This is a genomic window from Aeromonas sp. MaB10011B, from assembly GCF_017939325.1.
In the GTDB taxonomy this organism is placed as follows: domain Bacteria; phylum Pseudomonadota; class Gammaproteobacteria; order Enterobacterales; family Aeromonadaceae; genus Aeromonas; species Aeromonas caviae.
Genome location: NZ_JAGKRK010000020.1, coordinates 1 through 13,458, shown reverse-complemented (window position 1 = coordinate 13,458; position 13,458 = coordinate 1). Strand labels below are relative to the sequence as shown.

At 65.4% G+C, this 13,458-nt stretch carries 9 protein-coding genes; 4 read left to right on the top strand and 5 right to left on the bottom strand.

Annotated elements, in window-relative coordinates:
- Window positions 1–6: 6 nt before the first annotated feature.
- The 4 genes from J9893_RS07685 to J9893_RS21615 are packed head-to-tail and all read right to left on the bottom strand — an operon-like array spanning window position 7 to window position 3,574.
- Complete coding sequence (locus tag J9893_RS07685; RefSeq protein ID WP_210599950.1) at window positions 7–1,023, bottom strand: biotin/lipoyl-binding protein; 1,017 nt, start codon at window positions 1,021–1,023, stop codon at window positions 7–9.
- Window positions 1,016–2,533: a TolC family protein gene (locus tag J9893_RS07680; RefSeq protein ID WP_210599951.1), complete on the bottom strand. Its 1,518-nt coding sequence runs from the start codon at window positions 2,531–2,533 to the stop codon at window positions 1,016–1,018. The genes J9893_RS07685 and J9893_RS07680 overlap by 8 nt, the downstream gene beginning before the upstream one ends.
- A 4-nt stretch (window positions 2,534–2,537) precedes the next feature.
- Entirely contained in the window at window positions 2,538–3,035 is a 498-nt protein-coding gene (locus J9893_RS21620) for an AI-2E family transporter (protein ID WP_246875528.1), read from the bottom strand.
- A complete protein-coding gene (locus J9893_RS21615; RefSeq protein ID WP_246875527.1) occupies window positions 2,999–3,574 on the bottom strand; it encodes a hypothetical protein in 576 nt (191 codons plus the stop codon). The genes J9893_RS21620 and J9893_RS21615 overlap by 37 nt, the downstream gene beginning before the upstream one ends.
- Window positions 3,575–3,665: 91 nt before the next feature.
- Here J9893_RS21615 and J9893_RS21940 point away from each other — a divergent pair, with 91 nt between their 5' ends.
- From J9893_RS21940 to pbpC, 3 genes are all read left to right on the top strand, one after another.
- Window positions 3,666–3,800, top strand: a complete 135-nt coding sequence (locus tag J9893_RS21940) for a hypothetical protein (protein ID WP_010674281.1) — start codon at window positions 3,666–3,668, stop codon at window positions 3,798–3,800.
- 330 nt (window positions 3,801–4,130) lie between these two features.
- The gene (locus J9893_RS07670) at window positions 4,131–8,975 is read left to right on the top strand and encodes an alpha-2-macroglobulin (protein WP_246875530.1); all 4,845 of its coding nucleotides are present in this window, start codon (window positions 4,131–4,133) and stop codon (window positions 8,973–8,975) included.
- Window positions 8,941–11,349: a penicillin-binding protein 1C gene (gene pbpC / locus J9893_RS07665; protein ID WP_210599953.1), complete on the top strand. Its 2,409-nt coding sequence runs from the start codon at window positions 8,941–8,943 to the stop codon at window positions 11,347–11,349. Before J9893_RS07670 ends, pbpC begins: the two co-directional genes overlap by 35 nt.
- Window positions 11,350–11,437: 88 nt before the next feature.
- Here the strand turns inward: pbpC and J9893_RS07660 are convergent, their stop codons facing one another.
- Window positions 11,438–12,397 (bottom strand): hypothetical protein, encoded by a 960-nt coding sequence (locus J9893_RS07660; protein WP_041212808.1) that lies wholly within the window; start codon window positions 12,395–12,397, stop codon window positions 11,438–11,440.
- 164 nt (window positions 12,398–12,561) lie between these two features.
- Between J9893_RS07660 and thiI the strand changes: the two genes are divergently transcribed.
- The coding region (gene thiI, locus J9893_RS07655) for a tRNA uracil 4-sulfurtransferase ThiI (protein WP_210621914.1) at window positions 12,562–13,458 on the top strand (897 nt) is incomplete at its 3' end.

The window sequence follows — 13,458 nt, the reverse complement described above, 5'->3', positions numbered from 1 at the left end:
GGTACCTCAATAGAGGAAGGAGAAGAGGCTCATCAGGCGGATATAGAGCGTCCCCAGGAGGTGCATCACCCCGCTCTCGCCGGTGTAGACCAGTACGTCGGCCTGACCACCGATCCGCAGCGCCTCGACCGGTGGAAAGTCGTCGCCCTTGAAGGCGACCTTGACCGGGAAACGCTGGGCCTGGCGCAGCCAGTCGCGGTTGTTGTCCACCGTGGGCAGGGTACCGGCGGGCTGGTTCTTGCCATCGCCCACCCCGTAGCCGACGCTGCGGACTTTCCCCTCGAACAGCTGTCCAGGCAGGCTGTCGAGCAGGATGGCGATCAGGGTCATGGCCGGGGCGCCGGCCCCGATAAACTGGCCCGCATCCGTGCTCAAGTCGGTGATGAGCCCCCGACCCGGCGCCACCACGCGGGTGTTCTGGCGATCCAGCTCGGCCTTGTGCACCGCCGAGCGGGCACTGAGCAGTTGGGAGTTGTCATCGCCGCTCGCCCCGGCGGCCTCGATGGTGCGGCGAACGTCGGCTTCGGCCGCCGCCACCTGACTCTTGGCGGTCTCGCGGCTGGCCTGGGCCACCTCCAGGCGACGCACCGAGATGGCCCCCGGATCTTCCCGATAGAGCCGCTCCTGGCGCTCGGCATCCTTGGCCGCGTTGTCGTAGGCAGCGCGCATGGCCATCAGGGAAGCCTCGGCCGCCTTGACCCCTTCGGTGTTCGCCTTGACGCCGCTCAGCACCGTCTGGTAGTCGGATCTGGCCTTGGCCAGGGCGATGTCATAAGGCTCGGGATCGATCTCGAACAGGGGGGCGCCAGCCTCCACGTCCTGATTGTCGTGGACATAGACCCGCTTGATCTGGCCTGCCACCTCGGCGGCGACGGGAACCACGAAGGCCTGCACCCGGGCCTGGGAGCTGTAGGGGGTCAACCTGTCCGCCAGCAGATACCAGATGAGCAGGAGGAGGATCGCGGCCAGCAGCCCGAGGGTGGCGCCGCGGCTGGCCTGACCGGGAGAGGCTGTGTCAGTCATGGGAGTTTGCCTTCTGTGTCATGGGGGAGTGGGCTGCGTCGAGCAGGGGGGCCCAGTCGGCGCGCGTGCGCAGTTGAGCCTCCACCTTGGGGGTCACCAGGGGACGTTCGCGCCCCTGTTCCCAACCGCCACCCAGTGCCTTGTAGAGGGTGATGAGGTCGCGCATCCGGGCACCGCGGCTGTTGACCAGGCGCTCCTGCTGGTTGAACAGAGCACGCTGGGAGTCGAGCACCCGCTGGAAGTCCGCCATCCCCTCGCGGTACTGGGTGTTGGCGATTTCGAGGGAGCGACGGGCGGCCTCGCCGGTCTGGGTCAGCAGGGCGATCTCCTCCTGGCCGTTGGCGTAGGCCACCGCCGCGTCATCCACCTCGCGGGCCGCCTTGAACACGCTGTCGCGATAGCGTTCGTGCAGCTGCTGGAAGCGGGCGTCCTGCACCAGGATCTGGTTGCCGAGCCGTCCCTGATCCAGCAGGTTCCAGCTCAGCGAAGGACCGACGGCCCAGGAGAAGGTGCCGCTCTCGCCATTGGTGGCGTTGACCCCCAGGGTGCCGAGCAGGGTGATGGAGGGGTAGAGCTCGCTCTCGGCCACCCCGATGAGGGCCGACTGGGCGGCCAGCTGGCGCTCCGCCACCCGCACGTCGGGACGGCGGCGCAGCAGATCCGCGGGCATCTCGGTGACCAGGGCCAGCTCGCCCTGGGGGATCCTGCCGGTGTTGGTGGTCATCTCGGGCAGGGGACCCGGGGCGCGGGCGAGCAGGGTGGAGAGGGCGTTCTGGCTTTGGCGCAGGCTGGTCTCGAGCTGGGGAATGCCGGACAGGGTGCCCAGGTACTGGGTCCTGGCCTGCTGCACGTCCAGCTCGGCGCTGTTGCCGCTCTTGAACAGTCGCTCGGTGATCTCCAGGCTGCGCCGCTGGATGCGGGCATTCTCCCGGGCAATCTGGAGCCTGGCCTCCAGGGTACGGATGCTCACATAGAGCTGGGCCACCTGGGCGGCCATCAACACCTGGATGTCGTCATATTGGGCCAGGGTCGCGAAATAGCTGGCATCCGCCGCCTCGACTCCGCGCTGGAACTTGCCCCAGAAGTCAAGTTCCCAACCGAGGTTGAAGCCGGCGCCGTAGCTGTTGCCCGCGCTGCTGTGGCCGCCCCGGGTCTGACCTGCCTGGAGGAATTCTGCCGTTCCCACCGTCGCCTGGGGGCCGAGTAGGCTCTCGGCGATGCCAAGCTGGGCCTGGGCCTCGAGGATCCGCAGGCCGGCGATCCGCACGTCCGGATTCTTGAGGAAGGCCTCCTCCACCAGGGCGCTCAGCACGGGATCGTGCAAGTTGTCCCACCATCGTCGGTAGTCGGTCACCGTCACCGCCTGCTGACCCTCGCTGGCGCTGTGCCAGTTGGCCATCTCCTCGACACCGGGGGCCTGATAATCGGGCCCGAGCAGAGTACAGGCACCGAGCAGCAGGCAGGTGCCCCCTGCAAACAGGGGGCGAAGGAGAGAAAGTGCGTCGGCCATGGGGTTATTTTTCCGCGTTGGCCAGACCGTCGTTGACCCAGGCCATGAAGATGCGATAGCCGATGGAGAGCAGGGTGGCACCGATGAACATGCCGAGGATGCCATTGGTGGCCATGCCGCCGAGGGCCCCCAGCAGCACTACCGGCATGGGCGCATCGACGCCACGCCCCAGCAGCAGGGGCTTGAGCACGTTGTCGGCCATGCCGGCCACGACCAGCAGCACTGAGTAGATGACGTTGAGCAGGGTGCCGTGATCCCCCGCCATCCACATGAAGGCAATGGCCGGTCCCGTGATCAGGATGACGGGGACCTGGGCGATACCCAGGATCAGCGCCAGGATGAAGAAGATCCCGACCGCCGGGATCCCGGCGAGGGACATGATGACGCCAGCCAGCAGGGCCTGGATGAAGGCGACCCCGATGACCCCCATGGCCACGGCCCGGATGGTGCTGGTGCACAGCTTGGTCAGGGCGAGGCCCTTGCGCTCATCGGTGATGCGCATGGCGATGCGCTCGGCGCTGATGGCACCCGGTGCCCCCCAGGCCATGATGATGCCAGCCACGATGAAAGAGGCGACGAAGCCCAGCAGGCCGCCCCCATGCTGGCGAGCATGGCGACAGTCTGCTTGGCCATGTCGCCGAGCTGCGGCTTGTAGCTGATGAGGAGGCTCGGCAGATCCACGGATGCCTTGGTCCATAAGGCGTGCAGCTTGGCACCGATCAGCGGGATGCTGGCGATGTCGGCGGAAGGCGCCGGAATCACCAGAGTGTTGTTGTTCACCTTGTCCATCAGGGCGCTGACGCTGTCACCCAGGGAGCCGAGCATGGCAACGGTGGGGGCCACGATGAGCAGGATGCCCAGCAGGACCAGCAGGGTGGACGACTGACCCTGTTTTCCCCCGAGTCTGGCGGCAAAGCGCTGATGGAGGGGGTAAAGGGTGACCGCCAGGATCAGGGCCCACAGCATCATGTTCATGAAAGGGGAGAACACGGTGAAGCAGAACGAGCCTAGCGCCAGAATAAGACCAAATTTGATGAACATGTCCAGGAATCGGGCAACCAATCTTTTTTCGACGAGGGACAGATCGTTATTTTCCATGCTGATATGACTCCAGAGAGGGATGGATGCATGCATGACCCCGCTGACCCTGTGTGAACTCAAGGTCGGCATTCTGGTCGATGGACAATTAATAAGTTTGTTTTCAATGGTTGAGGCATACATCGAGCGCACCTGCACGTTATGTATGGCACAGGTGTTCAAGGCTTAAAAAAAATTTATCTGCTTGATATGTCGTTGATTGGAAGGCCTGCGTTGAGCAGGGCCGAGAATAATGAATGGCCCGATCACGCACAAGTGAACAGTGGTGCCCGGTTTAGCCTGGGTTCAGAAAATCACGACAATCCTCTTTCATGGAACAGGAGATCGCATGCAGGGTCTCGAATAAACCTCGCGGTTCACGGGGCGACGCGCTCCCGTTCGAGGCGATGCGCCCATCTCTGTTGGCCGATGCCGCCCGATATGGCAGTTGGTGTTCCCGGGAGTGACGCTTTATTCTATTGGCTCCTGCGCTGCGGCGATCCAACCCGGGATGAACACCATGCACCTCTCTCTCTCCTGCCCCGTGACTCGTCTTCCCCGTGTGGCCTGGCTGGCGGCGCTGCTGCTGGCTGGTTGCGGCCCCGACAAGCCTGCCAGCCAGTTGCCGACGACAGAACCGATGGCCCGGCAGGAGGCGGGAGCGCCCGCCTCCGTGGTGCAAGCCAATGCTCGCCAATATCGGGATGCCCCGGCGCTGGCGCTGGTCTTCTCCGGCCCCTTGGTGCCCAAGGCAAACTGGCAGAGCTGGCTTTCTGTCAGTGAAGGGGGCAAGCAGGTGCAGGGGGAGTGGATTCTGGCCGACGATGGCCGCACCCTCTATTTCCCGAACGTGCAACCCGACAAGAGCTACGAGGTGAGCCTCAAGGCTGGGCTGGGCCCATCCCCCCAGCGCTGGACCCTCAAGACTCGACCGCTGGAGGCGGGGGCGTCGTTTACCGCGAGCGGCATGGTATTGCCGCTGCGCGACGAGCTGCGCCTGCCCATCAGCGCGGTCAATGTGGACGAGGTCAATATCGACTTCTTTCGGGTCGATGCCGAATACCTGCCCCGTTTCCTGGCCGAGTATCGCCCCGGTGCCGGCATGGGCAACTGGGAGCTTGAACAGATCACCAAGCGGGCTAAGCGGGTATTTAGCGGCCGCTACGCCCTGGAGCTCGATGCCAACCGGCGCGAGACCCGCCTTATCAATGTGAAGGAGCCGCAGCTGGCGGAGGCTGGCGTCTACTTTGCGGTAATGTCCCCCCTTGGCAACTACGACTGGCGCAAGGAGACCACCTACTTTGCGGTGAGCGACATGGGGCTCAGTGCCCGCCGTTACCGCGATGAGCTGGAGGTGTTCGTCAGCTCCCTGGCCAGCGCCGACCCCCTCAAGGATGTGCAGCTCTCCCTGCTCGACCAGAAGGGCAACCGGCTACAGGTGCAAACCACCGACCCCCAAGGTCACCGCCGTTTCGATCAGGTGCAGGGGGCTCGCCTGCTGCTGGCCGAGCAGGGCAACCATCTGGCGGTGCTGCGCCTCGATGGCGCGGCCCTCGATCTCTCCACCTTCGATCTCGGCACCCAGCCCTGGCAGGCCCAGCAGCTCTATCTGTTCAGCGGACGCGACCTCTATCGCCCCGGCGAGCGGCTCGACAGCGAGATCCTGCTAAAAGGGCAGGATGGTCAGCTGCTGCCGGGCATGGCGGTGGAGCTGGAGGTGAAACAGCCGGACGGCCAGCTGCTCGAACAAAAGCGCCTGCTGCCGGACAATTTGGGCGCGGCCCACTACGGCCTGCGTCTGCCGGAGGATGCGCCGCTCGGGCGCTGGACCATCAACCTCAAGACCGCCGCCGGTAGCCGCTTCGAGTGGCCTTTTCTGGTGGAGGAGTTTCTGCCGGAGCGGCTGAAACTGCAGCTTGGCAAGGGGCCGGATGGGGAAGTGACGAGTCTGGACGCCGCCCTCACCCTGCCGCTGCAAGGGGACTATCTCTACGGCGCACCTGCGAGTGCCACCAAGGCGAAGGTGGAGGTGAAAATCAGCCGCGCCACCATGCCCTTTACCCAGTGGCAGGAGTTCACGCTGGGTGATGTGCTGCTCGCCGAGCAGGCCAGGGATCTCGAGCCGCTGAATCTCACCTTGGATGCGCAGGGGCAGGGGACGTTTTCGTTAGCTGATGAGCTCGACGGGGTGCGCGCCCTCGGGCCGCTGGAGGCGGCCTATCGGGTGTCGCTCTCCGAGCCCGGCGGTCGCGCCGTCAATCGCAGTCGCACCCAGTATGGCTGGCCCGCGGGCAGCCAGTGGCCGGCGCTCAAGGCCGATTTTGTGGCGGATCGGGTGGAAGGGGGCAAGCCGCTCCCCTTCCAGATCCTCAACCTCGATGAGCAAGGCCAGCCGGTGGCGGGGGCGGTGAAGGTGCGCCTCATCAACGAGTACCGCGACTACTACTGGCACTACGCCGATGGGGAGGGGTGGAAGTACGAGTTCAACAGCCAGCCCTATCTGGAGCAGGAGCAGACCCTGCAGCTGGATGGCAAGGGGCCGACCCCGCTCACGCTGCAACTGGCGGCGGGCTGGTATCGATTGGAAGTGGAGAACAGTCAGGGCCATCAATCCAGCCTGCGGGTAGAGATCGGCAGCTACGCCTGGGGCGGCGGTGGGGAGCAGGCACGGCCTGACAAGATCGCCATCACCCTCGACAAGCGCGCCTATCAGGCGGGTGACAAGGCCAAAGTGACTTTGGTTGCCCCGCGCCCCGGCAAGGGGTTGCTGCTGGTGGAAGATGGCGACGGCCTGCGCTGGTGGCAGCGCATCGAGCTCAAGGGGGCCGGTGGCGATGCCAAGGATGCCCGCGGCGAGTTCGAGATCCCGGTCAGCCCCGAGTGGCAGCGCCATGATCTGCATATCTCGGCCCAGATTGCCGCGCCAGACAGTGACTCAAAGCCGGTGAGCCAAAAGAGTGTGCAAAGCCTGCGCTCGGTCGGTCTGGTGCCGCTCACCCTGGATCGGGAAGCACGCCGTCTTCCGCTTACCCTGAGCGCGCCGGACAAAGCGGTGCCGCTTACCCGGCTGGAGGTGATCGCCACCTCTACTCCCAACAGTCGGGGGCGGGTGGTGCTGGCGGCGGTGGATCGGGGTGTGCTCAATATCAGCGATTATAAACCCCTCGACCCGTTCGAGATCTTCTTTGGTCGCAAGCGCTTCGCCCAGGATTTGTTCGACAACTACGGCCAAGTGATCCCGCCACAGGATGGCAAGCTGGCCCGCCTCAACTACGGGGGTGACCGGGCGCCGCTGAAAAAGGGCGGCGCGCTGGAGAGCCGGGTCGAGATAGCCGCACTGTGGAGCGACGAGGTGAGTTTTGACGAGCAGGGCAAGTCGGTGATCCCGCTCGAGCTGCCCAACTTCAACGGCGAACTGGCGCTGATGGCGCTGGCCTGGAACGAACAGCAAGTCGGGGAGGCCGAGCGCGCCGTCAAGGTAGTGGCGCCCTTGGTGGCCGAGATCGGCTGGCCGCGCTTTGGCGCCAGAGGGGATGAGACCCGGGCGCTGGTACAGCTGCGCAATATGAGCGGCGAGGATCAGACCCTCTCCCTTGCCTGGACCCTCAATGGCGGGCTGAAAGCAAACGGTGAGCTGCCTAGCACCCTTGCCCTTAAAAATGGTGAGGAGCAGTGGCTGACCCTGCCGCTCACCGTGACCGGGGCGAGCGGTGTGGCAAGCCTGCAGTTGGCGGCCAGCGGCAAGGGTTTTGCCATCAGCCGCGACTGGACTTTGCCGCTGCGCTCCCCCTGGCCGGCCGAGACTCGCCAGCGCTACCAGATGCTGGCCCCCGGCCAAGAGATGGCTTTTGCGCCAGCTGAGCTGGCCGGGCTGGATCGCGCCAACCTGCAGGGGCTGCTCAGCCTCTCCGGCACTCCCCCCTGGGATCCGGCAGCCCAGTGGCAGGCGCTGGCCGACTACCCCTATGCCTGTCTGGAGCAGACCTTGTCCCGTGCCTGGCCTTACTTGCTGACCACAGCCGATGAGCGGGCCGTCTGGCGCAAACCCGCAGAGGGCAAGAAAGCGGCGAGCGAGGCGGATGTGCAACGCGCCCTGCTGCAACGGCTGCAGCGGTTGCAACTGCCCAGCGGTGGTTTTGGCCTGTGGGATGGTCGCTCCGACGAGGAGCAGTGGCTCACCGCCTATGCCGCTGACTATCTGCTGGCGCGCAAGGAGGCGGGCGACTCCGTGCCGGAGGCGATGCTCAATCAGGCGCTGAACCGGCTGCAAAGCTATCTCACCGACAGTCAGTACGGCGAGCGCTGGAGCAGTGCCCCCGAGCACAGCCGGCTGGCCTATCAGGCCTACAGCGCCTATGTACTGGCCCGGGTGGGCAAGGCGCCGCTCGCTACCCTGCGCCTTATCTGGGAGCAGCAGGCTGATCACGCTCGCTCCGGCTTGCCGCTCTTGCACCTCTCGCTGGCCCTCTCGGCCATGGGAGATGAACAGAACGCCGCCAAGGCCCTCAGCAGGGCATTGACGACCGAGCGCGGTGACGACTATCTGGGGGATTACGGCTCCCCCCTGCGCGATCAGGCACTCGAGCTCGCTCTGCTGCGCCAGCACAAGCTGGCTGCGGAGCGCTGGCCGGCCCTCAGTGCCAAGGTGGCCGATACCCTGGCCCATCGTCAGTGGCTCAGCACCCAGGAGCGGCTCGCCCTGCTGCGACTCGCCCGCGTCGATCCGGCCGTCGACTGGCAGGCCAAGGTGGCTTCCTCTCTTGGCAGTGGATCCCTGAGCGGTTCGGTTCCGCTGCAGCAGGGTGCCCCCGAGGCACTGGCGGCGAGCGCCGTCACCAACGAGGGCAAGGGATCCCTCTATGTGCAGCGCACCCTGGTCGGCTACCCCGAACAGGCTCCTACCAGATTGAGTCAGGGGATAAGCGTGACCCGCAGCTGGTTCAACAGCGACGGTCAGCGTTTTGACCCGATCAAGGTGAAGGTGGGCGATCTGGTGGTGGTGCGGCTCAACGTCAGCAGTGAATCGGTAGTGCCCGATGCCCTGCTGGTGGAGATGGTGCCCGCCGGCTTTGAGCTGGAGAACCCGGCCCTTGGCAACAGCATCAAGCTCGAAGAGCTCTCCATCGAGGGGAAACCGGCGTGGCAGAGCGAGTGGAACGACTACCTCAAGCATCAGGAGTTTCGCGACGACCGCTACACGGCGGCGCTGGATCTGAGCGCCGGGAGCAACCAGCAACTGGTCTACCTGATGCGGGCGGTGACGCCGGGTCGCTATCAGGTGCCGCCAACCCAGGTGGAGGATATGTACCGCCCCGAGCTGCGGGCTGTGGGTGAGGATATCCACGAGGTGCGTATCTCTGAGTAACAAACCCTCCCTTGAGCGGGTTCGCACGCTCACTTTCTGGCGGCGCGGCTGGCTGCGACTGTGTCACGGTGGCCGCATTTGCCGCCACCGACTGAGCCGTCTGCCACGCTGGCTGCGCTTCTCGGTGCTGGGGGCAGCCGCCCTGTTTCTGTCGCTGCTGGTGCTGGATCGGATTTTCCCGCCGCCGCCACTCGACCCCGCCTATGCGCGGGTGGTGCTCGACATGAAGGGGCGGCCGCTGCGCGCCTTTGCCGATACCAGCGGCGTGTGGCGCTACCCCGTGACCCTGGAGCAGGTCTCCCCCCGCTATACCGAGGCGCTGCTGGGCTACGAGGATCGCTACTTCTGGCGCCATCCCGGGGTCAATCCGGTGGCCATGGTGCGCGGGGTCTGGCAGTGGCTGCGCTATGGGCGTGCCGTGTCGGGCGGCTCGACCCTCACCATGCAGGTGGCCCGCCTCATCGAGCCCTACCACAGGAGCGTGCCCGGCAAGCTGCGCCAGATGGCGCGCGCGCTGCAGCTGGAGTGGCACCATGACAAGCGCACCCTGCTCACCGTCTACCTGAACCGGGCGCCGTTTGGCGGCAACCTGGAGGGGGTGCAGGCAGCAAGTTTTGCCTATCTCGGCAAGAGCGCGGCCAAGCTCACCTATGCCGAGGCGGCGCTGTTGGCGGTGCTGCCGCAGGCCCCCAGCCGCAACCGGCCGGACCGCCACCCCGAGCGGGCCCGCGCCGCCCGTGACAAGGTGATGCATCGGCTGGTGGCGCAGGGTGTCTGGCCCGAGCAGGCGTGGCTGGAGGGACGCATCGAGCCTGTGCTGGCCCGCGGCCACTTCACGCCGATGGAGGCGCCGCTCTTTTCCCGTCTCGCCGCCGACAATCAGGCTGGGGCGCTGGTGCACACTACTATCGATGGCGATCTGCAGCGCTGGCTGGAGGGGCGGGTGGCGAGCTATATCCGCCGCTTCCCGGAGCAGACCTCAGCGGCGTTGCTGCTGGTGGATAACAAAACCATGGCGGTGCGCGCCTATGTGGGCAGCGCCGAATATGGCAACCTGCGCCGCCACGGTTATCTCGACATGGTGCAGGCGATCCGCTCCCCCGGCTCCACCCTCAAGCCCTTTATCTACGGTCTGGCCATGGACGAGGGGCTGGTGCACTCGGCCTCCCTGCTCTCCGATGCGCCAAGGCTGGGCTCTGATTATCGCCCCGCCAACTTTTCCGGCGCCTTTCAGGGGCCGGTGACGCTGGCTCAGGCGCTGCAGCAATCCCTCAACGTGCCGGCGGTGCAGGTGCTGGAGGCGCTCGGGCCCGACAAGCTGGTCAGCCGGCTCGACAACGCCGGGGTGCGGCTGGCGCTCTCCGACAAACCCAATCCGGCCATAGCGCTGGGGGCGGCGGGCATTCGGCTCGAGCAGCTGGTGGCGCTCTACAGTGCGCTGACCCGGGAGGGGCAGGTGGCAATGCCGGTCTGGCTGGCGGGGCAGCAGGCGGTGTCGCGCCCCTTGCTGAGCCCGGGGGCAGCCTGGATCATCTGGCAGATCCTGAGCGCGCAGGGACGGGCTGATCAGCCCTTTGCCAGCGAGGCGACCGGCCGGGTCAACCGGCTGGCCTGGAAGACCGGCACCAGCTACGGCTATCGCGACAGCTGGGCGATGGGGGTCTCCGGTCGCTGGACCATAGGCGTCTGGCTTGGGCGCCCCGACGGCACCCCCATGCCCGGTTTTTACGGCCAGAGCGCGGCGGTGCCGCTGCTGCTCTCGGTTTACTCGCGATTGGCTGACAACAGCCCTCTGCCGATGCAGCCCAACACGGTCAGCGAAGCGGAGATCTGCTGGCCGCTGGGGCGCAGGGTGAGCGCGACCCTGCCTGAGACCTGTTTGCAGCGCCAGAGCGCCTGGCTGCTGGAAGGGCGCGATCCCCCCACCTTGCCAGATCCCATGGACTGGCCCTCGCCGCTGCGCCAGGTCGCACTGACCGTTGCGGGCAAGCCGACGCTGACACGCTGCCCCGATGCGGCGCAATCCGGTTTTCGGGCCCTGTGGCCGCTGTCGCTGGAGCCGTGGCGCACGCCCGGCGAGCGACGTCAGGCGCTGCTGGCAAGTAGGTGTGCAGGGGAGGGACAGAGCGCCGAGCTGCAGGCCCCCATTCGCATCCTGGCGCTGGGGGAGGGCAATCTTATTCGCAGCCAGCGCTATCGGCTGCAGCCCAGGGTGTTGGGAGGAGTTGGCAAGCCGGCCTGGTTTCTCAACGGGCAGCGGCTGCGCTGGGACGGGGATCAAGTAGTGAGCAAGGCGGGCCGCTATCAGCTGGTGGTGGTGGATGAGGCGGGAAACAGCGATCGCATCGAGTTTCGGCTGGAAAACCCCTCCTGAGGGCGTGGTGAGCGCCAGAATATTGACGGCATCGGTGATGGTCCCGATGCCGTCAGTTGATTGTCGATTCCCCGGCAGAGGCGGGGAGTCAGGGCTTGACCTGCCCCAGCCGGGTGAAGAAATGCCGGCTCTTGCGCTGGTGGAAGTGGCTCTTCTTGATGGGATGAAACACCAGGTCGCTCTGTGGGTGACTCCCCTTGAGGTGGTGGATCATCGCCATGGCCGGTAAGCCAGTACTGACGAGCGTGGTGAGCGGCAGGGTGACGGTCTCGGGTCCCAGCAAGGGTGTGAACCCCTGCTGGGCCTGCTCGAAGCGGGTCAACACGGCGGGTTCGGCGTAGCCGCTGCCCAGCATGGCGAGCAGGGCATCGAGGGCCTGATGGAACTCGGCGAGCTGCTGACGAAAGCCGCTTCGCCCCCGCAGGGCAATGAGCTCTGCAAACGGGATGTCGGCCAGGTGAGTGGGCACTTGCAGCGGGATCTCGAGGTGGAAGCAATCCTGACCGCCGCGATTGTGGTAGCGGGATTCGAGCAGGTGAAGCAGGCGGTCGAGATAGTCGTGATCGGTAATAAGCGCCCCGTCATTGGCGAGTGCCCACTCACGGGCGAGGCGCATGGAGAGCAGGTTGGCAAAGCGGCGCGCCATTCTGATCCCCCCTTCATCCTGCGTCGCAAAGCCGTGGGTCAGACAAAACCCGTGCAGCCGCTCCAGTCCCGCCTGGGCCGGGCAGAAGCAGTCGTGGTTGGGGGCTGAACGCCAGCGGGCGATGAGCTCCCTGTTGCCAAACACCTTGTGACGCACGAAGTCGGGGGCGACCAGGCCGGCAATCTGGCTCTCGACCTGGGGCGTGATATGGGCGAAGAAGGCGGGTCGTGGCGGCTCGGCCAGCAGGTCGGTTTGCTGGCGCAGGGTCTCCAGCAGGGCGGTGAGACCGCTCTTCTCACTGACGGTGAAGACGAAGGCGAGCCGCTCCAGATAGAGCAGGGCAAACTTGAGCCAGAGCTCGTCGCGTACCTCCATGCCGGGGTAGTAGATATGGGTTTTCATGGATGCTGTGTTGCCAGGATGCAGGGGTGGGAATATACGCATGATTGCCCGGATGCGGCAAACTTTGCGTGGGGGAATGTGAGCGGCCGCTCATGCAGTAGGCGCTGGTCACAAAGTTCTGATATAATTCGCGCCCTTAAATCAAGGCCACCCGAGTCATTACCATGAAGTTCATTATCAAGCTGTTCCCTGAAATCACCATCAAGAGCAAGTCGGTTCGCCAGCGTTTTATCAAGATCCTGCAGGGCAATATCCGCAATGTCCTGCGCCGCTTCGACGACGATGCCCGGGTGCGGATGGATTGGGACAAGCTGATCGTGAGCTCCCGCAATGACCAGTTCCGCGAGCAGGCCATCGAAGCCCTGGCCTGCATCCCCGGCATTCAGGCCTTCCTCGAGGTGCAGGCCAGCAAGTTTACCGACCTGCACGACATCTTCGAGCAGGTGAAAGCCGTCTGGGGTGATCAGCTCGAGGGCAAGACCTTCTGCGTGCGTGCCAAGCGCCACGGCAAGCACGAATTCTCCTCGCTGGAGATTGAACGTTACGTGGGCGGCGGTCTGAACCAGCACTGCGTGAGCAACGGTGTGCGCCTCAAGAACCCGGATGTGAAGATCAACCTCGAGATCGATGGCGAGGAGCTTTTCATCGTCAGCGCCATCCACCAGGGGCTGAGCGGCATGCCCATCGCCACCCAGGAAGATGTGCTGAGCTTGCTCTCCGGCGGGTTTGACTCGGGTGTCGCCTCCTTCCAGTTCATCAAGCGCGGCTGCCGGGTGCACTACTGCTTCTTCAATCTGGGTGGGGCGGCTCACGAGATCGGCGTCAAGCAGGTGGCCTATCACCTGTGGAACCGTTTCGGCTCCTCCCACCGGGTGCGCTTCACCGCGGTGGACTTCGAGCCCGTGGTGGCCGAGATCCTCGAGAAGATCGACAACGGCCAGATGGGGGTGGTGCTCAAGCGGATGATGATGCGTGCCGCTGCCAAGGTGGCCGACGAGTTCCAGATCCCGGCCCTGGTGACCGGCGAGTGCGTTGGCCAGGTTTCCAGCCAGACCCTCACC

What these genes read in the sequence shown, in the direction of transcription:
- J9893_RS07685 (WP_210599950.1), bottom strand. Translation starts at nt 1,023, where the DNA reads ATGACTGACACAGCCTCTCCCGGTCAGGCCAGCCGCGGCGCCACCCTC.
- J9893_RS07680 (WP_210599951.1), bottom strand. Translation starts at nt 2,533, where the DNA reads ATGGCCGACGCACTTTCTCTCCTTCGCCCCCTGTTTGCAGGGGGCACC.
- J9893_RS21620 (WP_246875528.1), bottom strand. Translation starts at nt 3,035, where the DNA reads ATGCGCATCACCGATGAGCGCAAGGGCCTCGCCCTGACCAAGCTGTGC.
- J9893_RS21615 (WP_246875527.1), bottom strand. Translation starts at nt 3,574, where the DNA reads ATGTTCATCAAATTTGGTCTTATTCTGGCGCTAGGCTCGTTCTGCTTC.
- J9893_RS21940 (WP_010674281.1), top strand. Translation starts at nt 3,666, where the DNA reads ATGACCCCGCTGACCCTGTGTGAACTCAAGGTCGGCATTCTGGTCGAT.
- J9893_RS07670 (WP_246875530.1), top strand. Translation starts at nt 4,131, where the DNA reads ATGCACCTCTCTCTCTCCTGCCCCGTGACTCGTCTTCCCCGTGTGGCC.
- J9893_RS07660 (WP_041212808.1), bottom strand. Translation starts at nt 12,397, where the DNA reads ATGAAAACCCATATCTACTACCCCGGCATGGAGGTACGCGACGAGCTC.